We start from the raw sequence: 21,887 nt of genomic DNA, 5'->3' as shown, positions 1-21,887 counted from the left end.
AACGCGAGCGTAGGCCGTACGAGCGTCAGAACGCAACCGTTTCGTCGTCTCCCGGGACGTTGGGACGCGACCGTTTCGTCGCCCCGCTCGTGACATCAGAACGCGACTGTTTCGTCGCCGCGTCCGTCACGTCGCAACGCGACCGTCCCGTCGTCACGCCTTGACGTCGGAACGTAACCGTTTCGTCGCTACGCCCTATGCTGTCCCGCATGACCACGAACGCCGACGGGCCCCAGCCGCGATCCCGCCGCCGGACCCCCGCGGGGGCGGCCGTACTCCGTGAGGATGTGACGGAGGCCATCCGCGCGGCCGTGTTCGAGGAACTCGCGGCGGCGGGATACGCACGCATGTCCATCGAGGGCATCGCCCGCCGCGCGGGCGTCGGCAAGACGGCGGTGTACCGGCGCTGGCGGTCCAAGCTTCACCTGGTCCTCGACGTGGTCTCGGCGCTGGCGGTGCAGGGCCTGCCGGTGCCGGACACCGGCACGCTGGAGGGCGACCTGCGGCTGCTGTTCGAGGTGACCTCGCGGGCGCTGCGGCACCCGGTGGCCTCGCAGATCATCCCGGACCTCCAGGCGGAGGCGGCCCGCAGCCCCGAGATCGCCGAGGCCATGCAGAAGGCCCTGCGGGACGGTCAGGAGGGCGTCGCCCTCAGGATCGTGGCGGCTGCCGAGCGGCGCGGCGAGGTGCGCCGCGGCCTGGACGACGAACTCGCGCTGGACCTGATCTCCGGCCCCCTGTACTGGCGTGCCGTGGTCATCCGCCCCCGCAAGCTGCCCAAGGGCTATCTGCACAACCTGGCGCACGTGACCGCGGAGGCGATCAAGGCGCTGTGACGCCCCGCTCGCGGACCGCCGCGGCCTCCGGGTGCAGCCGCAGCCAGCCCGCCCACGCCGACGTGATCATGTCGTGCACGTCGTGCCGGGCCTTCCAGCCCAGTTCGGCGGCGGCGCGGTCGGCCGAGGCGACCACCCGCGCGGGATCGCCGGGACGGCGCGCGGTGATGGCGGCGGGACGGCGGTGGCCGGTGACGGCGCCGACGTGGTCGATCATCTCCCGGACGGAGACGCCCTCGCCCCGCCCGATGTTGAGGGTGAGGTCGCGCCCCGGGGCGGCGGCCAGCGCGCGGGCGGCGGCGACGTGGGCCTCGGCCAGGTCCACGACGTGGATGTAGTCCCGGACGCAGGTGCCGTCGGGGGTGGGGTAGTCGGCGCCGAAGATGCGCGGGGGAGCGTCCCGCGTGAGCCGCTCGAAGACCATGGGGACCAGGTTGGACACGCCCACGTCGGCCAGTTCCGGGGCCGCCGCGCCCGCGACGTTGAAGTAGCGCAGGCAGGCCGTGGACAGCCCGGCCGCCCGGCCCGCCGCCCGGACCAGCCACTCACCGGCCAGCTTCGTCTCGCCGTACGGGCTCAGCGGCGCGCAGGGGGTCTCCTCGGTGACGAGGTCCACGTCGGGCGTCCCGTACACGGCCGCGGAGGAGGAGAACACGAACGAGCGGACCCCGGCCGCGGTGACCGCGTCCAGCAGGACGCGCAGGCCCTCGACGTTCTCGCGGTAGTAGCGCAAGGGTCGCTCCACTGACTCGCCGACCTGCTTCTTCGCCGCCAGGTGGACGACGCCGGTGACGGCGTGGGCGGTGAGGGTACGGCCCAGGAGGTCCGCGTCCAGCGTGGAGCCGGTGACGAGGGGCACGTCGGCGGGGACGCGCTGAGCGAGGCCGGTGGACAGGTCGTCGTAGACCACGGCCCGCTCGCCCGCCGCGGTCAGCGCGCGGACGACGTGCGCGCCGATGTACCCGGCGCCGCCGGTGATCAGCCAGGTCATGTGCGGTGGGCCTCGGCTTCCGTGGCCGCGTCGAGGGCGGCGGTGAGCTGGTCGAGGCGGGCGCGCAGGTCGTTGATCTCGTCCACGCCGAAGCCGGTGGCGGCGGCGATCCGGCGCGGCACCTCCAGCGCCCTCTCGCGCAGCGCGCCGCCGTCCTCGGTGAGCTGGACCTCCACTGAGCGCTCGTCGCGGGCGCTGCGCTCACGGCGGACCAGACCGGCCGTCTCCAGCCGCTTGAGCAGCGGGGACAGCGTGCCCGAGTCGAGGCGCAGCCGCGCGCCCAGCTCCTTCACCGGTACGGCGCGGTCGTCGTGCTCCCACAGCACGAGCATCACCAGGTACTGCGGGTAGGTGAGGCCGAGGTCCTTGAGGATGACGCGGTAGACGCCGCCGAAGGCGCGGGAGGCGGCGTTCAGGGAGAAGCAGATCTGGTGGTCGAGGCGGAGCCAGTCCGCCGTGGGCGTGCTCATGGGTCCAGGGTAGCTCTCGTCCGTCATTTAGTTGTGCGCAATTTAATTGTGTGCTCTACTTGTGGTCGTTCGGTTCTTGATCCTCTGGAAGGGAAGGTCTCTCCATGGACGCGCTCTACACCGCCGTCGCCACCTCCACCCACGGTCGTGAGGGCCGCTCCGTCTCCTCCGACGGCAAGCTGGACCTCCAGCTCGGCATTCCGGTGGAGATGGGCGGCAGCGGCCAGGGCACCAACCCCGAGCAGCTCTTCGCCGCGGGGTACTCCGCCTGCTTCGCCAGCGCGCTGGGGCTGGTGGGGCGGCAGGCCAAGGTGGACGTCAGCGAGGCCGCCGTCACCGCGGAGGTCGGTATAGGGAAGCAGGGGGAGGGGTTCGGGCTGGCCGTGACGCTGCGGGTCGAGCTGCCGTCTGAGGTGGACGCGGAGACCGGCCGGAAGCTGGTGGAGCAGGCGCACCAGGTGTGCCCGTACTCCAACGCGACTCGGGGCAACATCGAGGTCCGGCTGGTCGTCGAGTAGGCGGGACGCGTGCGGGGGCCGGGCGGGTCGGGTCGTCGGCCAGGTGCCGTACGACCCGCTCGGCGGCCCCGCCGTCCGCGTGGGGGCAGAAGCGCGCGCGGAACGCCAGTCGTAGGTGGGTGGCGTGGGTGCCGTGCCAGTGGTCGCTGGCGAAGATGTCGATCAGTTCGTCCTCGGTACGGGCCACCGCCCCCGGAGGGCAGGCGCGCAGGTCGACGTACGTGCCGTGGGTCGCCTCGAATGCCTCGGGGGTGTCCAGGTGCAGGACGATGGGGCGGTCGAGGACCGCGAAGTCGAACATGACCGGCGAGTAGTCGGTGATCAGGGCGTCCGCCGCCAGGCACAGGGACGCCACGCTGAAGTGGCCGCTCACGTCGATGACCCGGTCACCGTGGCGGTGCGGCCCGAGGGACAGGACGACGTACCTCGGGCCCAGGTGGCGCAGCACGCGGTCGAGGTCCAGGGCGGGACGCTGGGCGCGCTGCGGGCCGCGCCGCTCGGGCGCGTACAGCAGGGCCACGGCGCCCCTGGGCACGCCGAGCGTCTCGCGCAGCCGGGCCACGTCCTCGCGGGTCGCCCGGTGGAAGCAGTCGGCGCGCGGGGAGCCGTACTCCAGGACGGTGTAGCCGCCGGGGTGGACGCGTTCCCAGGTCAGGGTGGAGTGGCGGTTGGCGGACAGCACGTAGTCCCACCGCGCGGTGTCCCTGACCAGCTCGGCGAAGTCCGTGCCGGGCCCGGCGGCCGGTCGGTCGCGCAGGTCGAGGCCCGTGTACGCCAGCGGTGTGCCGCGCTGCGTCTGGACGAGGACCTGGCCGGGCCGCTTGCGCAGACGGCGGTCGAAGCCGGTGTTGTCGACGAGGTACTTGCAGCGGGCCAGCGCCGTCCAGTACGCGGCGCTGTCGGGCGTCACCCGGCGCGTGGCGACCGGCACGGTGTGGTGCAGGCCGGGCGGCGCGACCCACGCCGTGCGGATGTGCGGGGCGTGGACGCGGAACGCCTCCTCCAGCGCGGCCGGTTGGCAGCCGTAGCCCCCGTCGCCCCAGGACGCGGCGAACACCGCGCGGTCGGCGCGGACGGGCAGCCAGCGCTGGACGCGGTAGTGCAGCCGCAGTCCCGCCGCGCGCAGGGCGCGGGCCAGCCGGGCGGCGCCCCGGCCGGTACGGCGGCGCAGGGCGGCGGCCAGCAGCAGCGCGCGAAACGTGCGGTGGGCGCCCGCGCGCACCAGGGCGTGCCGGAACCGGGCGCGCCACGGCACGCGGGCGCCCTTGGCGTGGTGGTGGCGGCAGTGGGCGCGGGCCCGGCGCAGGAAGTCGGGGCGCGCGCCGCGCGGCAGGCGGCCCGGGGTACCGGCGAGCAGCGCCAGGTGCTCGACCATCCGGCGGTACAGCCGCGGCCTGACGTGCTCAAGGGCGGGACGCGCGGCGACGTACGCGAAGACGCGGTCGTACTGCTCGAAGACGTCCGGGTGCGGTGGCTTGACGGTGGCGGTCGGGTGGGGGCCGTACCGCTGGTCCCGTGGGAGCACGCAGACGCGGTCCAGCGTGGCCGTCGACCCGGCGGTCAGCAGCGCGGGGAGCGTCCACGTCAGCTCCCCGTGGCGGCCGGGCGCGAAGCCCAGGTGCCCGCGCTCGGTGAACGTCCGCCGGTAGACCGTGTGCCGGTGGCCGTCCTCGCGGAGGTCGTCCCAGGGGTCGCCGGGACGCTCGCCGTGGACCAGCAGGTCCGGCTCGCCGCCCTCCGCCAGCCGGTCGGCGATGGCGCGCAGGGCGTCGGGGGCGAGGGTGTCGTCGCCGTCCAGGAAGAGGACGTAGTCACCGCTCGCGTGGCACAGCCCGGCGTTGCGGGCCGGGCCGGGACCGAGGGGTTCCGGGAGGTGGACGGCGCGGACGCGCGGGTCGCGGGCCGCGCACTCGTCGACGAGATCACCGCAGGCGTCCGGCGAGCCGTCGTCGACGGCGATCACTTCGAGGTCCGGGAAGGACTGGGCCAGCACCGACTCCAGGCACTCGGTGAGGTACGCCTGGACCCGGTACGCGGGGACGATGACACTGAACCTGGGCACGGCACATCCATGGGTCGGCACGGGCGCTCAACCCGGGAACGGCCCGTACGCCAACCGGGTTACGCCGTGTAGGCCGAACGGGGGACGCCGAGGGGGCGGACCCTCCGGCCCGCCCCCCCACATCCACCGTCGGGACTACTTCACCGCCCCCGCCATCACCCCCGACACGAACTGCCGCTGGAAGGCGAAGAACACCGCCAGCGGGATCACCATCGAGATGAACGCGCCCGGCGCCAGCACGTCGATGTTGTTGCCGAACTGCCGGACCTGTGTCTGGAGGGCGACCGTGATGGGCTGGCTGCCCGCGTCGGAGAAGACCAGCGCGACCAGCATGTCGTTCCACACCCACAGGAACTGGAAGATGCCGAGGCTCGCGACGGCCGGTCCGCCCAGCGGCATCACGACCCGCAGGAACAGCCGCAGCTCGCCCGCGCCGTCCAGCCGGGCGGCCTCCAGCAGCTCGCGCGGGATCTCCGCGAAGAAGTTCCGCAGCAGGAACACCGCGAACGGCAGCCCGAAGCCGACATGGAAGAGGATCACGCCCAGGATCGAGCCGAACAGCCCGATCTCACCGAAGAGTTCCGCGATCGGGATCAGCGCCACCTGCACCGGCACCACCAGCAGCCCGACCACCGCCAGGAACCACCAGTCCCGGCCGGGGAACTCCATCCACGCGAAGGCGTAGCCCGCGAGCGAGCCGATCACCACCACCAGGACGGTCGCCGGGACCGTGATCAGGACGGTGTTCACCAGGGAGGTGGTGATGTCGTCGTTCTCCAGCAGCGTCTGGTAGCTGTCGACGGTGAGCTGGGCGGGCTCGGTGAACACCTTCCACCAGCCGCTGGCGTTCATGTCCTCCGGGGTGCGCAGCGAGGACAGCAGCAGCCCGATCGTCGGCACCAGCCAGAACAGCCCGACGACGAGCAGGAACACCTGCGTCAGCCCGCCGCTGACGCCCCGCGCCAGCCGCGACCCCCACGACTCGCCGGGCGCTGGCCCGCCAGCGGGAGCCGTCTTGTCGACCCCCGGCACGTCCGTCGCCGTCATCGCCTGACCTCCCGCCTGAGCCTGCGGATGTTGAACCACATCACCGGGATCACCAGCAGCAGCAGGAACACCGCGATGGCGCTGGCCACGCCCGGCTGGTCCTCGGAGAAGCCCTTGCGGTACAGCTCCAGCGCCAGCACGTTCGCGTCGTCCTGCGACGAGCCCGGGGCGATGATGTAGACCAGGTCGAAGATCTTCAGGACGTTGATCATCAGGGTGACGGTGACGACCGCGAGGACGGGTGCCAGCAGCGGCACCGTGACCCGTCTGAACACCTGCCACTCGTTGGCGCCGTCGACCCGCGCCGCCTCCAGCAGCTCCCGCGGCACCCCCGCGAGCCCCGCCGCAATCAGCACCATCGCGAAGCCCGCCCACATCCAGATGTACGACCCGATGATGGCCGGGGTCACCAGCGACGGGCCGAGCCAGTCAAGCCCGTTGTACGCCTCCTTGAAGTTGCTCGACGGCAGCCGCAGCAGCGCCCCGTCCGCGGCGGCGGGCAGCGTGAACGTGCCGTCGTCGGCGGCCTTCGTGGAGGCGACGACCTTGCCGTCCTTCACCGCCTCGATCCGCATCCCCGGGTAGCCGAACTCGGCCGGGTCGGGGGCGCCGAGGGTGCCGACGCCCTTGCCGCGGGTGAAGTCCTGCCAGGTGGTGCCGGTGACCTGCTCCGGGTCGGCCTGCGCCCGCTGGGCGGGCTTGGCGCCGTCGGGCATCAGGTCCGGCGCGACACCGACGAGCGGCAGCGTCACCGGCTGGCCCGCGCGGACCGGCTCCCTGGTGACGAAGGCGCCGCCGCCCGCCGCCTTCAGCGGTGACTCCCGGCCCGGGTGCGCCTTCGGGAACGCCGACGCCTCGGCGAACGTGTCGTGCACGCCCACCCACACCGCGTTGGCGACGCCCTTGTCCGGGTCCTGGTCGTAGACCAGGCGGAAGATGATGCCCGCCGCCAGCATGGAGATCGCCATCGGCATGAAGACGACCAGCTTGAACGCCGTGCCCCAGCGGACCCGTTCGGTGAGCACCGCGAAGATCAGACCCAGCGCGGTGGCGACCGTCGGCGCGAACACCACCCAGATGATGTTGTTCTTCAGCGCCGTACGGATGCCGTCGTCCGTGAAGAGCGCCTCGTAGTTGTCGAAACCGGCGAAGCCGTCGCCGGACTGGTCGAAGAAGCTGCGGAAGACCGAGTACCCGATCGGGTAGACCACGAGCGCGCCGAGCAGCACCAGCGCGGGCAGCAGGAACAGCGCCGCGACGGTCCTGCGGGTGCCGGTCACGCTCTTGTTCTTACGGGCGGGGGCCCCGGACTGCTTCGGTCCCGGGACCCCCGCCGTCGGCGCCGACGACGTCATCGTCGGCTCAGTTCCCGTACGCCGCCGCCGCGTCGGCCTCCAGCCGCTGCTGGGTGCCCGCGACGTCCTCGGGGTTCTTCAGGAAGTCCTGCAACGCCTTCCACTCGCCCTTGCCGGGCGTGCCGCCGAACGCCTGCGGCGCCTGGTCGGACATGTCGAAGCGGAAGTCGTCACCGGCCGCGATCAGCGCCTCGGCCATCTTCTTCTGCACGTCGTTCGGGTACGCCGACGCGTCCACGTTCTTGTTCGGCGAGAGGTAGCCGCCCACCGCGTGGATGCTCGCCGCGTCCGGGGAGGCCAGGAACGTCGCCAGGGCCTGCGCCGCCTTGGAGTCCTTCAGGATCACCGCGGCGTCACCGCCGGACACCACCGGCGCCTCGTCACCGACCGCCGGGAACGGGAACACCTTGGCGTCCGTGCCCACTTCGGCCTTGGTCTCACCGATGTTGACCTGCACGAAGTCGCCCTCGTAGACCATGCCCGCCTTGGGCTGGTCGCCGCCGGTGAAGGTCTGGGTGACGGACGCCGGGAACTCCGTCTGGAGGGCGCCCTTCGCGCCGCCCGCCACGTAGTCCGCCTTGCCCCAGATCTCCGCGAGCGTGGTCAGGGCCTCCTTCACCGAGGGGTCCGTCCACTTGATCTCGTGGGCGGCGAGCTGGTCGTACTTCTCCGGGCCCGCCTGCGACAGGTACACGTTCTCGAACCAGTCCGTCAGCGTCCAGCCGTCGGCGCCGCCCACGGAGAACGGGGTGACCCCGGAGTCGTAGACCATCCGGGCGGTGTTGAGCAGTTCGTCCCACGTCTTGGGCTCGGTGGCGCCCGCGTTCTCGAAGACCTGGGTGTTGTACCAGATCAGCGACTTGTTGGCGGCCTTGTAGTAGACGCCGTACGGCTTGCCGTCGACGGAGCCGATGTCCTGCCAGCCCTTCGAGTAGTTCTTGCTGAGCTGCTGCTGCGCCTCGGTGCCGAGCGGCTTGGCCCAGCCCTTCTCCACGGCCTGCTTGATGGCGCCGGGCTGCGGGAGCATCGCCACGTCCGGTGGCTGGCCGCCCGCGATCTTCGAACCGAGGAAGTTGATGATCGGGTCCTGTGCGGGCACGAAGGTGACCTTCGCGCCGGTGCGCTCCTCGAACTCCGACAGGACCGTCTTGAAGTTCTTCTGCTCCGCGCCCGTCCACACGGCGGCGACGGAGATGCTCTCGCCGTCCAGCTTGGGGAGGGTGAGGGAGCTGGTGGTCTCCTTGGCGCCGGTGCTGTCCTTGTCGCCGTCGTCGTCATCGCCGCTGCACGCGGCGAGCGAGAGCGCCAGTGCTCCGGCGGCGAGCGCCGCGGCGGCCCGGCGGGTCCGCCTCCCACGGCTGGCGGTGCGGTCACGGTTGCTGCTGCTCGTACGGATGGTGCTGCTAGTGGTGCGCATCACTGCCCCGTTCTTCGTTCCTCGTCGAACGCCCGAACGCTGTCCCGTGCGCTCTGGTCTACGCCGGGTGACCGAGGTCGGCAAGTGCGCCTGCCGTGTCAACCCGGGGATCGTGACCGCGTCGTGACTCGTCATACCGGGTGCGGGGCCGCCGCTACAGCAGTGAGGGCACCTGCGCCGCCGCGACCTCCCGCGCCGCCCGCTCCAACGCGCTCGCGAGCAGCGCCAGGTCCGTGGGCCCGTTGCCCAACTCCCGCACCGGGCGCCGGGTCGGCGGGTCGCCCATGCGCTGCCACTCCAGGGGGACGACCGTGGGGCGCAGGGTCGCGGTGCGCGGGATACGGCCCGTCACCCGGCCGCCCTGGAACGGCGTCGTCCGCCCGTCGGCCGCCAGCAGGCGGCCACGGCCCGGCGCCGGTTCGTCCGGGCCGGTCGGGGGCGGGTCGAGTATCACGCGCAGGGTGGCGCGGCGGGCCGGTTCCGTCTCCGCCGTACGGGCGCACGGTGCCGTCGCGGCCACCAGGTGCACGCCGAGCCGCTCACCCTCCCGGGCGACGGCCTCCAGGGCCCGCATCACCGAACCGGCGGCGGGGCGGCCCGGGGAGCCGAGGGCGGGGGAGACCAGCGCGTCCAGGTCGTCCACCACGACGACGAGCCGGGGCAGCGGCGGCACCGCGGCCTCGGCCCGCTGCCGGGCGGCGCCGGGCCGCAGCTTCAGGGTGGAACTGGGCGGGGCGTCCAGGTCACCGGCGCCCTGGGGCTCCGGGGCGGGGGCGCCGGTGCCCGTGCCCGGACGGGCGCTGGGCAGGCCGGGGGTGCCGGTGCCGGTTCCGGTTCCGGGGAGGCCGGGGGCGCCCGTGGTGGTCCTGACGGCGCCCGAGATACGGCGTCCCCCGGCCGCCGTGCGCTGGGCGACCACCCGGCCGGACAGCTCTCGGCTCGCGTGCCACTCCGTGAAGTCCAGCCGCCCCAGCAGCTCCGCGCGCCGCTTCAGCTCGGCGGTCAGGGACTGCGCGAACTCCCGCATCCGCACGGGGTCGTTGGCGGTGAGGTGGGTCGTCACGTGCGGGACGTCCGCGCAGACCCGCAGGCCCTCGCCGTGGGCGCCGCCCGCGGTCACGCTGTCCCGGCCGTCCATCAGGACGACGCCGAGCCGGTCGGGGCGCTCGGCCGCGGCGAGCGACGCGACGACCGCCCGCAGCAGCTCCGTACGGCCGCTGCCGGGCGGGCCCTCGACCAGCAGGTGCGGTCCGCCGCCGACGAGGTCCGCGGCGACCGGGCCGCGCGGACCGGCGCCCAGCACCGCCAAGGCCCGGCCGCCGAGGGCCTCCGTGTCGTCGGCCGCGTCCGCCCAACGGGCCATCAGGGACGCCGGGGTGGCGCGGGCCAGCCCCAACTCGTCGAGGAGCCGGGCCGCCTGCGGCAGCGGCACCGACACGCGCGCGTGCCGCTCACCGGCCGTGCCGTCCGGCCGCAGCGGCGCCAGCGCCCGCGCGAACCGCTCCGCCCAGGCCCGGGACACCGCGTCCACCGTGCCGAGGGTGCCGTGCCCCACCGGGCCGGGGAGCGGCGGCGAGTCGGCGGCGGGGCCGGGGGCGGCGGACGGACCTGGAGCGGCCTCCGCCGTCACGCGGGGCACCCGCAGCAGCCGTAGCGCCGTCGCCACGTCGCCGCTGAGCAGGGCGACCGCCCCGCACTCCCGGAAGACGGGCGTCACCGCGCAGGCCGCCTCGTACGTCTCCGTCACCGGCGACGCGGGCGAGGCGGGCGCCGTCTCCGCGAGGCACACGACGTGGATTCCGGCGCCGGGACCGGCCACCGCCAGCCGGGCGACCGCCTCGCGCAGGTCGGCGCCGCCGGGGTCACCGTCGACGACGAGCACCGTGTACGGCCCGGGGGAGCCGGGGCCCGTGTCGTCGCCCTCCTGGGCCCAGGACGGGCGCGGCCGGGCGGGGGCGCCGGACTGGCGGGGGGCGGGCACCTGGGCCGGTGCTGCGGGCGCGTGCTCGTCCAGGCGGCGCAGCAGTTCCTCGGTGCGGGCCGTGGCCTGTTCGCGGTCGTGGGCGAGGAGGAGTCGGCAGTCCTGGCCGTGCCCGGGGCGCAGGTGCGGCAGCCAGCCGAGCCAGGACCACTCGGCGGCGCGCTCCTGCTCGGGGCGCGAGCGGTCCGCGCTGATCAGCACGATCTCCAGGGCGTCGGGCGCGTGCAGCGCGGCGAGCTGGGCCAGCACGGCGCGCGCCAGCCCCGCCAGCCGGGGCCGCGGCCCGGCCAGGCCCAGCGCTCCGGCCTCCCGCAGGTCCGCCGTCACCGGCACCGCGGGCAGCAGCCCCGAGCCGTCCGGCGCGGTGCGGTCGGCGGTGCCGAGGCGCACGGTGAGCGCCTCCGGGTGTCCCGGCCCGCGCTCCCACAGCCGGGGTCCGGGGCCCAGCGCGGTCAGCAGCAGCGCCGCCGGGTCCGGCCAGGTCTCCGGCTGGTGCGGGGCGGTGGCCGAGGGTGCGGTCGGCGGAACGCCCGCGGCACCGTCGTCGTAGCCGCCGCTCGGGCCGGGGCCGTCCTGCTCGCCGCCCCGGGCCCCGGTCAGCCGCCGTGCCCAGGCGCCGAGCCCGCCGCGCCTGCGCACGCCGGGCGGCACGTCGGTGCCGCGCAGGGGGGTGCCCTTGCGGCGGCTCTGGGGTGCGTGGTCGGCCGGGGAGTCCCCGGGGGCGACCAGCGGGCCTATGCCCTGCCGCCCGCCGTGGGTCTCCGCCCCGGACCCGGACCCGGACCCGGCGCCGGGCGGCTGGCCGGTCGGACGGGCCCCCTGCCGCTCGACCCACGGCGCCACCGCCTGCCCCGGCACCACCGGCGGCTCGACGGGACCGTGCTCCTGCGCGCCCGGGACCGCCGCGACGGCGTCCCAGCCAGCCGGGCTATGACTGACGGGCGGCTCACCCGCGACCAGCGAGGCCACACCGGTACCGCCAGCGGTCACACCAGCCGTGCCCGCGCCAGCACCGCCAGCGGTCCCGCCAGCCGCGACCACGCCACCGTCGCCCCCGCTCCCCACGCCACCGTCGCCCCCGCTCCCCACGGCGACCCGCACGCACCCCTCCCCGTCCGGCGTCGTCGCCACCCGCGCCCCCAGCCCCCCGGCGGGCGCCAGCCGCAGCGTCGACTCGCCGATCCGCAGCAGCGCGCCCGGCGTGAACCGCACCGGGCGGGCGGTGACGCGGACGCCGTCCAGGGCGGTGCCGTTGGTGGAGCCGAGGTCGGCGACGGTGACCCGGCCGTCGGCGGAGAGGGTCACGGCGCAGTGCAGCCGGGAGACGTCGGGGTCGTCGAGGGGGACGTCGGCGTCGGCGGAGCGGCCGACGCGGACCTCGCCGCCGTGCAGCAGGTGCACCCCGCCCGCGTCCGGCCCCGCGACCACGTCGAGGCGGGCCGGGGCGTCGGCCAGCTCAGGGTGCGGCTCGGGCTCGGCGGGGGCGCCGACCGACAGCACGGCGCCGTCGACCAGTGGGGGCTCGCCCAGGGTGCAGCGCTGGGCGTCGAGCCGCTCGGCGCCCGCGTACAGCACGGCGGGGCCGTCACCGACCGTCGCGGCGAGCGCGGAGGCCACCGCCGCGAGGGCCGTACCGGCGGGGGCGGTGACCAGCACGTCGCGGCTCGCGGCGCGGCCCCGCGCCTCGGGGGGCGGACCCTGCGGGTCGGTGACGGTCAGCCGGATCTGCATCGCCGTCCGGTCCCTTCTGCGCGGGCGCGGGCACGGACTCCCCCCACCCCGCACGAGCACATCGGCCAGTACTCCCCGCATCCTCGCACCTGCCACTGACAACGCGCCCGCCGCCCACCGGCAAGTGATCTTGATTGGTCGGCTCTGCCCGCAAAAGTGCCTGAACAATGACCCACCCATGACCGCTTGAGATCGCTCACGCCCGGGTCGGGCAACCGGGAGACCGAGGCGAGCGTCTTTCCTTCGAACATGTTCCGCAGGCGGTGGGAACCACGGACCCGTGGGTAGCGGCGGCCACGCCACTACAGTGGGTCGGAACAACCACGCAAGCAGCAGGGAGCGCATGACGTGCGGCCGGTAGGCAGCAAGTACTTCCTCGAGGAGCCGCTCGGCCGCGGGGCCACGGGAACCGTCTGGCGTGCCCGCCAGCGTGAGACCGCCGGTGCCGAGGCAGCCGTTCCCGGACAGCCCGGCGAGACCGTCGCGATCAAGGTCCTCAAGGAGGAGCTGGCGAGCGACCCGGACATCGTGATGCGGTTCCTGCGGGAGCGCTCGGTGCTGCTCCGCCTGACCCATCCGAACATCGTCCGGGTCCGCGACCTGGTCGTCGAGGGCGAGCTGCTGGCGCTGGTCATGGACCTCGTCGACGGCCCCGACCTGCACCGCTACCTCCGCGAGAACGGGCCGCTCACCCCGGTCGCCGCGTCCCTCATGACCGCGCAGATCGCCGACGCGCTCGCCGCCAGCCACGCCGACGGCGTCGTGCACCGCGACCTGAAACCGGCCAACGTCCTGCTCCAGCAGAGCGGCGGCCAGCTCCACCCGCTGCTGACCGACTTCGGCATCGCCCGCCTCGCCGACTCCCCGGGCCTGACCCGCACCCAGGAGTTCGTCGGCACGCCCGCGTACGTCGCGCCGGAGTCCGCCGAGGGCCGCCCGCAGACCTCCGCCGTGGACATCTACGGCGCCGGGATCCTGCTGTACGAGCTGCTCACCGGCCGTCCGCCGTTCTCCGGCGGCTCCGCGCTCGAAGTCCTGCACCAGCACCTCAGCGCCGAGCCGCGCCGCCCCTCCACCGTGCCCGAGCCGCTGTGGACGGTCATCGAGCGCTGCCTGCGCAAGAACCCCGACGACCGGCCCAGCGCCGAGAACCTCGCGCGCGGCCTGCGCGTCGTCGCGGAGGGCGTCGGCGTGCACGCCAACGCCGCGCAGATCGCCGCGGCCGAGGGCGTCGGCGCGCTGCTCGCCCCCGACCCGTCCCCGGCGCCCGTCCCCGGCGCGCCCGGCGACGCCGACCCGACCCAGGTCCTGCCGCACGGCGCGGGCGGCTACGACCCCAACGCCGCCACCAGCGTCCTGCCGCACACCGGCGGCCCCGCGGGCGCCGCCGACCCCACCGCCGTACTCCCGCACACCCCGGGCGGCCCCAACGCGGACCCCACACAGGTGCTGCCGCAGGGCCAGCAGGGCGGTACGCCGGAGCAGCCGCACCCCTGGCAGAACCAGCTACGGGCCGCCCGCGACCGCAACGAGCAGACGCAGATCCAGTACCTCGACCCCAACGAGGACCCGCTGCGCCGCCGCCCCCAACGGCAGGTCGCCCGCCCGCAGCAGCCGCAGCCACGGCCCCAGCAGCCGCAGCAGCGTCCCCAGCAGCGCCCGCCGCAGGGCCCGCCGCCCGGCTACGGCTACCCGCAGCAGCCCCAGCCCCAGCAGTACCAGCCCCAGCCGCAGCAGCCGCAGCGGTACGCCCCGCCGCAACCACAGCAGCCCCAGCAGCCGCAGCGGGAGCCGAGGCAGCCGCGGCAGCGCAGCGCCAACCCGACGCGGATTCCCGGGCTCGGCTGTCTCAAGGGCTGCCTGGTGACGATCGTCATCCTGTTCGTGGCGAGCTGGCTGATCTGGGAGCTGAGCCCGTTGCAGGACTGGATCGGCACCGGCAAGGGCTACTGGGAGCAGCTCAGCGACTGGTTCTCGTCCGTGACGGGCTGGATCGAGGACCTCGGCGGCCCCTCGTCCCCGTAGGCCCTCAGTCTGTGGATTTGTCGACTTCCAGCGGGTGATTTCCGGCTCCGCGGTGAAGGTTGGCTCGTCGGACGCGTAGTTTTAACGACAACACGCGTCTGTAGGAGCAGTCTTGGCACGGAAGATCGGCAGCCGGTACACCGCGAACCAGATCCTGGGACGGGGCAGCGCCGGCACGGTGTGGCTGGGTGAGGGACCCGAGGGGCCCGTCGCCATCAAGCTCCTGCGCGAAGACCTCGCCTCCGACGAGGAGCTGGTCGGCCGGTTCGTCCAGGAGCGCACCGCCCTGCTCGGCCTGGAGCACCCGAACGTCGTCTCCGTCCGCGACCTCGTCGTGGACGGCAACGACCTCGCGCTCGTCATGGACCTGGTCCGCGGCACCGACCTGCGCACCCGCCTGGAGCGGGAGCGGCGGCTCGCGCCCGAGGCGGCGGTGGCGATCACCGCCGACGTGGCCGAGGGGCTCGCGGCGGCGCACGCGGCCGGGGTGGTGCACCGGGACGTCAAGCCGGAGAACATCCTGCTGGACATGCAGGGCCCGCTCGGCCCCGGCGGCTCGCACCGCGCGCTGCTCACCGACTTCGGCGTGGCCAAGCTGATCGACTCCCCGAAGCGCACCCGCGCCACGAAGATCATCGGCACCCCGGACTACCTCGCCCCGGAGATCGTGGAGGGCCTGCCGCCGCGCGCCTCCGTCGACATCTACGCGCTGGCGACGGTCCTGTACGAGCTGCTCGCCGGGTTCACCCCGTTCGGCGGCGGCCACCCCGGCGCCGTACTGCGCCGCCACGTCACCGAGACCGTCGTCCCGCTGCCCGGCATCCCCGAGGAGCTGTGGCAACTGCTCGTGCAGTGCCTGGCCAAGGCCCCCGCGTCCCGGCTGCGCGCCTCCGAGCTGGCGGCCCGGCTGCGCGAGCAGCTCCCGCTGCTGGCCGGGATGCCCCCGCTGGACGTCGACGAGCCGGACTCCGACACCGACACCGCCCCCGACCCCGAGGAGCCCCCCGCCGCGGCGGCCCCCGGCGAGACCCCGGCCCCCGCCCGCGTACGCCGCGGCGCGGTCCCCCTCGTCCCCGGCGCCAAGCCGGACTCCAACCGCGACACCCATACGTCGATGAGGGTGCCGGGACCCGACGAGCTGGCCGGTGGCGCCCGCGGCACGGCCCGCGCCCCCCGCTCCACCGGCGCCCCCCGCCCCGGCTCGGCCCGGCACCGGGTGGCGGCCCGGCGGCGCCGGGTGACGCTGAGCGTGGCCGCGGTGGTCCTCGTCACGGCGGCGGGCGTCGGCACCTGGCTGGCCACGTCGGACGACGAGTCCTCCGCGCCGCCGCGCGAGACCCGGCACTCGGCCCCGGAATCCCCCTGACCACGTCCCCTTTGGACGGGGGCGAGACGTCCGGGCGTGGACCGCCTGACGGAGCCGTTACGCTGGAGGTGTGGCAGTCGTCGATGTATCCGAAGAGCTGAAGTCCCTCTCCTCGACCATGGAGTCGATCGAGGCCGTCCTGGACCTGGACCGGCTGAGGGCAGACATCGCCGTACTCGAAGAGCAGGCGGCGGCGCCGTCCCTGTGGGACAACCCGGACGAGGCGCAGAAGATCACCAGTCGGCTCTCGCACCTCCAGGCCGAGGTCAGGAAGGCCGAGGCGCTGCGCGGACGGATCGACGATCTCGCCGTGCTGTTCGAGATGGCCGAGGAGGAGGACGACCCGGACACCCGCGCCGAGGCGGAGTCCGAGCTGGTCGCCGTCCGCAAGGCGCTGGACGAGATGGAGGTCCGGACCCTGCTCAGCGGTGAGTACGACGCCCGTGAGGCGCTGGTCAACATCCGCGCCGAGGCCGGTGGCGTCGACGCCGCCGACTTCGCCGAGCGGCTCCAGCGCATGTACCTGCGGTGGGCCGAGCAGCACGGCTACAAGACCGAGGTCTACGAGACGTCGTACGCGGAGGAGGCGGGCATCAAGTCCACCACCTTCGCCGTGCAGGTGCCGTACGCCTACGGGACGCTCTCGGTGGAGCAGGGCACGCACCGGCTGGTGCGGATCTCGCCCTTCGACAACCAGGGCCGCCGCCAGACGTCCTTCGCGGGCGTCGAGGTGCTGCCCGTCGTCGAGCAGTCCGACCACGTCGACATCGACGAGTCCGAGCTGCGCATCGACGTCTACCGTTCCTCCGGCCCCGGTGGTCAGGGCGTGAATACCACGGACTCCGCGGTGCGCATCACGCACATCCCCACCGGCATCGTCGTCTCCTGCCAGAACGAGCGCTCGCAGATCCAGAACAAGGCGACCGCGATGAACGTCCTCCAGGCGAAGCTCCTTGAGCGGCGCCGTCAGGAGGAGCAGGCCAAGATGGACGCCCTCAAGGGCGACGGCGGCAACTCCTGGGGCAACCAGATGCGTTCGTACGTCCTGCACCCGTACCAGATGGTGAAGGACCTGCGCACCGACTTCGAGGTCGGCAACCCCGAGGCCGTGTTCAACGGGGAGATCGACGGGTTCCTGGAGGCCGGAATTCGCTGGCGCAAGCAGCAGGAGAAGTAAGCGGGGCGCTTTGTCGACTTGGTAACTGCCGTCCTCTGGGCGGCAGTTGCCTTTTACATCACACCTCCACACTCCAACACCCCGGCAAACGCCCAGTAATGGGACATCGCACGCGCAACGGCCTTGACGCTTCCTTGGAAAATGGGAAGGGTGGGGTGCGGCGTGCGCATGTATGGGGCGCATGTGAACCGGGGGGCTTCGCTACAGCTACCTCCGTCGATCACGGCCCTGGGCGCCGCCTCATTGACGATGAGCTACTGGGGGTAGCAAACGATGACCAATAGGACGCGGATCCGGATCGCGCGTATCGCGGCCGGTGCCGTGATCGCCGCCGGTGCCTCGCTGACCATCGCCAGCGTGGCCGCCGCCGACGAGCTGGACGACTGCACGATCGACATCGGTCTCTGCGAGGAAGACCCCGAGCCGGACCCGGACCCCTCCACCGACGACCCGGGCGACCCGGACCCGGACCCGAGCATCCCGGACACCCCGGACCCGGACCCGAGCGACCCGGAGACCGAGGACCCGGAGCCCACTGAGCCCGAGGACCCGGTCGAGGAGGACCCGACCCCGAGCAACCCCGGCAACGGCGGCGGTAACGAGAACGGCAACGGCGGCAACGGGAACGGCAACAACGGCGGCGGTGGCAACAGCAACACCGACACCGACGGCGGGTCCAACGAGTCCGCGCAGAACGAGGGCTCCTCGGCGCTGACGGACACCGGTTCCGAGTCCTCCGCCGCGCCCTCCGCGCAGGGCGGTGGCGACGAGCTGGCCGAGACCGGTGCCATGGAGACCACCTACCTGGTCATCGGCGCCGCGACGATGATCGCCGGTGGCGTCGGCTTCCGGGTGCTGCCGCGCCTCATGGGCGGCCGGGGCGCCGCTGCCTGACGGTAGCCACACCTAAGCGGTACGTACGCGGAAGGGCCCGGAGCGCACGCTCCGGGCCCTTCCGTAGGTCTGCTACGCGGTCTGGTGCGCCGCCAGCAGCGCCACCGCCGCCACCAGGACCACCAGCAGGGCGATCAGCGCCGCGGGGGTCAGGGCCGCGAAGGGGTTCTCCTGCTGGAGCCGCTCGCGGTTGGCCCGGCACACGGGGCAGCGGCCCTCGCTCACGGGTGCGGCGCAGCTCGCGCACACCAGCCGGTCGTACGTCATGCGCTCGCCCTCCTCGTGCCGGTCACACCCTTACAACGCCCGCGTGGCCGCGAACGTTCCCCTCCCACTGTGCCAGGTTCCCCGGGAAAGGGCGCGGGCGCTCAAGGAGGCGGGCGGGAACAAAAGCGCACATCCCCCTCACAACCCCTACCGGCGCCTGCGCTGGTGCGCCCGGTTCGCGTATGGTCACGCTCATCTACCCCCGGCGACCCGTGGTGCATCCGTGATCCGATTCGACAACGTCTCCAAGGTCTACCCCAAGCAGACCCGCCCCGCCCTCAGGGATGTCTCCCTGGAGGTCGAGAAGGGCGAGTTCGTCTTCCTCGTGGGGTCCTCCGGCTCCGGAAAGTCCACCTTCCTGCGGCTGATCCTCCGCGAGGAGCGGTGCAGCCACGGCCAGGTGCACGTCCTGGGCAAGGACCTCGCCCGCGTCTCCAACTGGAAGGTGCCGCACATCCGCCGCCAGCTCGGGACGGTCTTCCAGGACTTCCGGCTGCTGCCGAACAAGACCGTCGCCGAGAACGTGGCCTTCGCCCAGGAGGTCATCGGCAAGTCCCGTGGCGAGATCCGCAAGTCCGTGCCGCAGGTGCTCGAACTGGTCGGGCTCGGCGGCAAGGAGGACCGGATGCCCGGCGAGCTGTCCGGCGGTGAACAGCAGCGCGTCGCCATCGCGCGGGCCTTCGTCAACCGGCCCAAGCTGCTCATCTGCGACGAGCCCACCGGCAACCTGGACCCGCAGACCTCCGTCGGCATCATGAAGCTGCTGGACCGGATCAACCGGACCGGCACGACCGTGGTGATGGCGACGCACGACCAGAACATCGTGGACCAGATGCGCAAGCGCGTCATCGAGCTGGAGAAGGGCCGCCTCGTCCGCGACCAGGCCCGCGGCGTCTACGGCTACCAGCACTGATGCCGCCCCTGTTCGCAGCCGCCGCGGCCCGAGCCGCCGCGGCAGACATCGCAGACGTCCCCGGAAAGGTCTGAAGAAGACGCCATGCGCGCCCAGTTCGTTCTGTCCGAGATCGGTGTCGGTCTCCGCCGCAACCTGACGATGACGTTCGCGGTCGTCGTCTCCGTGGCCCTGTCGCTCGCCCTGTTCGGCGGGTCGCTCCTGATGAGCGACCAGGTCAACACGATGAAGGGCTACTGGTACGACAAGGTCAACGTCTCGGTGTTCCTGTGCAACAAGAGCGACGCCGAGTCCGACCCCAACTGCGCCAAGGGCGCGGTCACCAAGGACCAGAAGGAGCAGATCCAGGCCGACCTGGAGAAGATGTCGGTCGTGGACTCGGTGACGTACGAGTCGCAGGACGAGGCGTACAAGCACTACAAGGAGCAGTTCGGCGACTCCCCGCTGGCCAGCTCCCTCACCCCGGACCAGATGCAGGAGTCCTACCGGATCAAGCTGACGGACCCGGAGAAGTACCAGGTCATCGCGACCGCCTTCGACGGCCGGGACGGCGTGCAGTCCGTGCAGGACCAGAAGGGCATCCTGGACAACCTCTTCGGGCTGCTGAACGGCATGAACTGGGCGGCGCGCGCGATCATGGCGCTGATGCTGGTGGTCGCGCTGATGCTGATCGTCAACACGGTGCGCGTCTCGGCGTTCAGCCGTCGGCGCGAGACCGGCATCATGCGCCTGGTCGGCGCCTCCGGCTTCTACATCCAGGCGCCGTTCATCATGGAGGCCGCGGTCGCCGGTCTCATCGGTGGCGGGCTCGCGTGTGGATTCCTGCTGGTGGGGCGGTACTTCATCATCGACAACGGGCTCGCGCTCTCCGAGAAGCTGAACCTGATCAACTTCATCGGCTGGGACGCGGTGCTGACGAAACTGCCGCTCATCCTGGCGACCAGTGTGCTCATGCCCGCGCTGGCAGCGTTCTTCGCGCTGCGCAAGTACCTGAAGGTGTGACGTAACCCAAGAGGGCCGTACGGTCAACGGGCCGTGCGGCCCTCCGTGTTGTCCTAGACTCACCGCCATGTCAGGCCGCGACCTGTTCTGTCCGCCCCGCCGCATCCGCCGCGGGGCCGCCCTGACATTGGTCTTCGCCAGCGTCCTGGTGGCCGGTGCCGCGACCGGCGCGCTGCCCGGCTCCGACCGCGGGCAGGAGCCCGACGCCGCGCGCACCGCCACCGCCGCGAGCAGCCGCCCGGAGGAGGTGGCGCGGGCCGCCGAGGAGGCCATGCAGTCGGGGCAGTCCCCCGTGGAGGCCGCCGAGCGCGCCGTCAGCCGCAGCGGGGACCGGTGGGGCGCCGTCTACACCAAGGGCGAGTACGAGGAGTTCGAGGACGCCCTCGACGGCGAGTACACCGGCGTCGGCCTGTGGGCGCGGCGTGAGCGCTCCGGCCGGATCGAGGTGACCAAAGTGCACTCCGGGTCGCCCGCCGCGGACGCCGGGATCCGCGCCGGGGACCGGCTGCGCACCGTCGACGGCGAGAGCGTCGACGGGCGGCCCGTCAGCGAGGTCGTCGCCCTGCTGCGCGGTGACGCCGAGGACACCGACGCGCCCGACGCCTCCGCCGGATCGACGGTCCGGCTCGGCGTGGAACGCGGCACGCGCGCGTGGACGCTCACCCTGCGCCGGGCGCGCCTGTCCACCGACTCGGTGACCGTACGGCGGCTCGCCGACGGCGCCACGGTGATCAAGGTGGCCGCGTTCACCCGGGGTTCCGGTGACGCCGTACGCGACGCGGTGCACCGGGCGCCCGACGGGGACGGCGTCATCCTGGACCTGCGCGGCAACTCCGGTGGCCTGGTCACCGAGGCCGTGACCGCCGCCTCCGCGTTCCTCGACGGCGGCCTGGTCGCCACCTACGACGTCGACGGCGAGCAGCAGGCCCTGCACGCCGAGCCCGGCGGCGACACCGAGCGGCCCCTGGTCACCCTGGTCGACGGGGGCACGATGAGCGCCGCCGAACTGCTCACCGGTGCCCTCCAGGACCGCGGCCGGGCGGTCGTCGTCGGCTCCCGCACCTTCGGCAAGGGCTCCGTGCAGATGCCCAGCGAGCTGCCGGACGGCTCGGTCGCCGAGCTGACCGTCGGCCACTACCGCACCCCCGCGGGCCGCGGCGTCGACGGGCGGGGCATCACCCCCGACCTGGAGGCCGGGCAGGAGTCCCTCAGCCGCGCGGAGACGGTCCTCGACGGCCTCGGCGCGCAGGAGCCGTAAACGGCTTCCCGCGCACCCCCTCCATGGTGCGAAAATGGCCTGACTATGGCTAAGGAAAAAGGGCGCAAGCTGATCGCGCAGAACAAGAAGGCGCGGCACGACTACCTCATCATCGACACCTACGAGGCCGGGATGGTCCTCACCGGCACCGAGGTGAAGTCGCTGCGCCAGGGACGCGCCTCGCTCGTGGACGGGTTCGTGCAGCTCGACGGGCACGAGGCGTGGCTGTACAACGTGCACGTGCCCGAGTACAGCCAGGGCACCTGGACCAACCACAGCGCCCGCCGCAAGCGGAAGCTGCTGCTGCACCGCGAGGAGATCGACAAGCTGGAGTCGAAGTCCCAGGAGACCGGCCACACGATCGTGCCGCTCGCCCTGTACTTCAAGGACGGCCGGGCCAAGGTCGAGATCGCGCTGGCCAAGGGCAAGAAGGAGTACGACAAGCGGCAGACCCTGCGCGAGAAGCAGGACCGGCGCGAGGCGGAGCGGGCGATGTCGGCGGTGCGCCGCAAGCAGCGCGCCTGAACCCGGTCCGGGTGCCCAGGTCCGGGGCGCCGGGAATACGCTGGCATCCGCC

At 73.2% G+C, this 21,887-nt stretch carries 17 protein-coding genes and 1 pseudogene; 10 read left to right on the top strand and 8 right to left on the bottom strand.

Translation table 11 applies throughout. From position 1 onward, the window contains the following. The first annotated feature begins 209 nt into the window (after nucleotides 1-209). Nucleotides 210-836: a TetR/AcrR family transcriptional regulator gene (locus ACFQZ6_RS14130; RefSeq protein WP_381608256.1), complete on the top strand. Its 627-nt coding sequence runs from the start codon at nucleotides 210-212 to the stop codon at nucleotides 834-836. On the opposite strand, the gene galE is transcribed toward ACFQZ6_RS14130, so the two are convergent. Together galE and ACFQZ6_RS14120 are read right to left on the bottom strand one after the other, a co-directional pair. After that, on the bottom strand, nucleotides 823-1,827 hold the full coding sequence (gene galE / locus ACFQZ6_RS14125) for a UDP-glucose 4-epimerase GalE (protein ID WP_381608253.1): 1,005 nt from the start codon (nucleotides 1,825-1,827) through the stop codon (nucleotides 823-825). The genes ACFQZ6_RS14130 and galE overlap by 14 nt on opposite strands. Then, on the bottom strand, nucleotides 1,824-2,297 hold the full coding sequence (locus tag ACFQZ6_RS14120) for a MarR family winged helix-turn-helix transcriptional regulator (RefSeq protein ID WP_381608250.1): 474 nt from the start codon (nucleotides 2,295-2,297) through the stop codon (nucleotides 1,824-1,826). The genes galE and ACFQZ6_RS14120 overlap by 4 nt, the downstream gene beginning before the upstream one ends. A gap of 104 nt (nucleotides 2,298-2,401) precedes the next feature. On the opposite strand from ACFQZ6_RS14120, the gene ACFQZ6_RS14115 reads away from it, so the two are divergent. Beyond that, nucleotides 2,402-2,815 (top strand): organic hydroperoxide resistance protein, encoded by a 414-nt coding sequence (locus tag ACFQZ6_RS14115; protein ID WP_381608247.1) that lies wholly within the window; start codon nucleotides 2,402-2,404, stop codon nucleotides 2,813-2,815. Between the two features lie 100 nt (nucleotides 2,816-2,915). On the opposite strand, the pseudogene ACFQZ6_RS14110 reads toward ACFQZ6_RS14115, so the two are convergent. The 5 genes and pseudogenes from ACFQZ6_RS14110 to ACFQZ6_RS14090 all read right to left on the bottom strand — a co-directional run. Then, a pseudogene (locus tag ACFQZ6_RS14110) lies at nucleotides 2,916-4,877 on the bottom strand (bifunctional glycosyltransferase/CDP-glycerol:glycerophosphate glycerophosphotransferase); the annotation flags it as partial. A gap of 135 nt (nucleotides 4,878-5,012) precedes the next feature. Next, complete coding sequence (locus ACFQZ6_RS14105; protein WP_381608243.1) at nucleotides 5,013-5,924, bottom strand: carbohydrate ABC transporter permease; 912 nt, start codon at nucleotides 5,922-5,924, stop codon at nucleotides 5,013-5,015. Beyond that, nucleotides 5,921-7,204, bottom strand: a complete 1,284-nt coding sequence (locus ACFQZ6_RS14100; RefSeq protein WP_381608240.1) for a carbohydrate ABC transporter permease — start codon at nucleotides 7,202-7,204, stop codon at nucleotides 5,921-5,923. Before ACFQZ6_RS14100 ends, ACFQZ6_RS14105 begins: the two co-directional genes overlap by 4 nt. An 82-nt stretch (nucleotides 7,205-7,286) precedes the next feature. Beyond that, nucleotides 7,287-8,696 (bottom strand): ABC transporter substrate-binding protein, encoded by a 1,410-nt coding sequence (locus ACFQZ6_RS14095; protein WP_381608236.1) that lies wholly within the window; start codon nucleotides 8,694-8,696, stop codon nucleotides 7,287-7,289. 154 nt (nucleotides 8,697-8,850) lie between these two features. Continuing rightward, nucleotides 8,851-12,408, bottom strand: coding sequence for an FHA domain-containing protein (locus ACFQZ6_RS14090; protein ID WP_381608233.1), 3,558 nt, complete (start codon nucleotides 12,406-12,408; stop codon nucleotides 8,851-8,853). A 348-nt stretch (nucleotides 12,409-12,756) separates the two neighbouring features. On the opposite strand from ACFQZ6_RS14090, the gene ACFQZ6_RS14085 reads away from it, so the two are divergent. From ACFQZ6_RS14085 to ACFQZ6_RS14070, 4 genes are all read left to right on the top strand, one after another. After that, nucleotides 12,757-14,433, top strand: a complete 1,677-nt coding sequence (locus ACFQZ6_RS14085; protein WP_381608230.1) for a serine/threonine-protein kinase — start codon at nucleotides 12,757-12,759, stop codon at nucleotides 14,431-14,433. Between the two features lie 112 nt (nucleotides 14,434-14,545). Continuing rightward, complete coding sequence (locus ACFQZ6_RS14080) at nucleotides 14,546-15,799, top strand: serine/threonine-protein kinase (protein ID WP_381608229.1); 1,254 nt, start codon at nucleotides 14,546-14,548, stop codon at nucleotides 15,797-15,799. Between the two features lie 70 nt (nucleotides 15,800-15,869). Then, nucleotides 15,870-16,976, top strand: a complete 1,107-nt coding sequence (prfB, locus tag ACFQZ6_RS14075) for a peptide chain release factor 2 (RefSeq protein WP_381608227.1) — start codon at nucleotides 15,870-15,872, stop codon at nucleotides 16,974-16,976. A 273-nt stretch (nucleotides 16,977-17,249) separates the two neighbouring features. Beyond that, nucleotides 17,250-17,870 (top strand): hypothetical protein, encoded by a 621-nt coding sequence (locus ACFQZ6_RS14070; protein WP_381608225.1) that lies wholly within the window; start codon nucleotides 17,250-17,252, stop codon nucleotides 17,868-17,870. Nucleotides 17,871-17,942: 72 nt separating this feature from the next. Here ACFQZ6_RS14070 and ACFQZ6_RS14065 read toward each other — a convergent pair whose 3' ends face one another. Then, nucleotides 17,943-18,137 (bottom strand): hypothetical protein, encoded by a 195-nt coding sequence (locus ACFQZ6_RS14065; protein WP_381608223.1) that lies wholly within the window; start codon nucleotides 18,135-18,137, stop codon nucleotides 17,943-17,945. 223 nt (nucleotides 18,138-18,360) lie between these two features. On the opposite strand from ACFQZ6_RS14065, the gene ftsE reads away from it, so the two are divergent. The 4 genes from ftsE (at nucleotide 18,361) to smpB (ending at nucleotide 21,835) form a co-directional block, all read left to right on the top strand. Next, nucleotides 18,361-19,050, top strand: a complete 690-nt coding sequence (ftsE, locus tag ACFQZ6_RS14060; protein ID WP_360225503.1) for a cell division ATP-binding protein FtsE — start codon at nucleotides 18,361-18,363, stop codon at nucleotides 19,048-19,050. An 84-nt stretch (nucleotides 19,051-19,134) separates the two neighbouring features. Next, complete coding sequence (gene ftsX, locus ACFQZ6_RS14055; protein ID WP_381608220.1) at nucleotides 19,135-20,052, top strand: permease-like cell division protein FtsX; 918 nt, start codon at nucleotides 19,135-19,137, stop codon at nucleotides 20,050-20,052. Between the two features lie 67 nt (nucleotides 20,053-20,119). Beyond that, nucleotides 20,120-21,310 carry a S41 family peptidase gene (locus ACFQZ6_RS14050; RefSeq protein ID WP_381608218.1) on the top strand — a complete coding sequence of 397 codons (1,191 nt, stop codon included), beginning with the start codon at nucleotides 20,120-20,122 and terminating at the stop codon, nucleotides 21,308-21,310. Nucleotides 21,311-21,355: 45 nt separating this feature from the next. Then, a complete protein-coding gene (smpB, locus tag ACFQZ6_RS14045) occupies nucleotides 21,356-21,835 on the top strand; it encodes an SsrA-binding protein SmpB (protein WP_381608216.1) in 480 nt (159 codons plus the stop codon). The last annotated feature ends 52 nt before the right edge of the window (nucleotides 21,836-21,887 follow it).

Source organism: Streptomyces flavalbus (assembly GCF_042674625.1).
Lineage (GTDB): Bacteria > Actinomycetota > Actinomycetes > Streptomycetales > Streptomycetaceae > Streptomyces > Streptomyces flavalbus.
The sequence above is the reverse complement of the archived record's forward strand: the minus strand, read 5'-3'. Positions and strand labels throughout refer to the sequence as shown.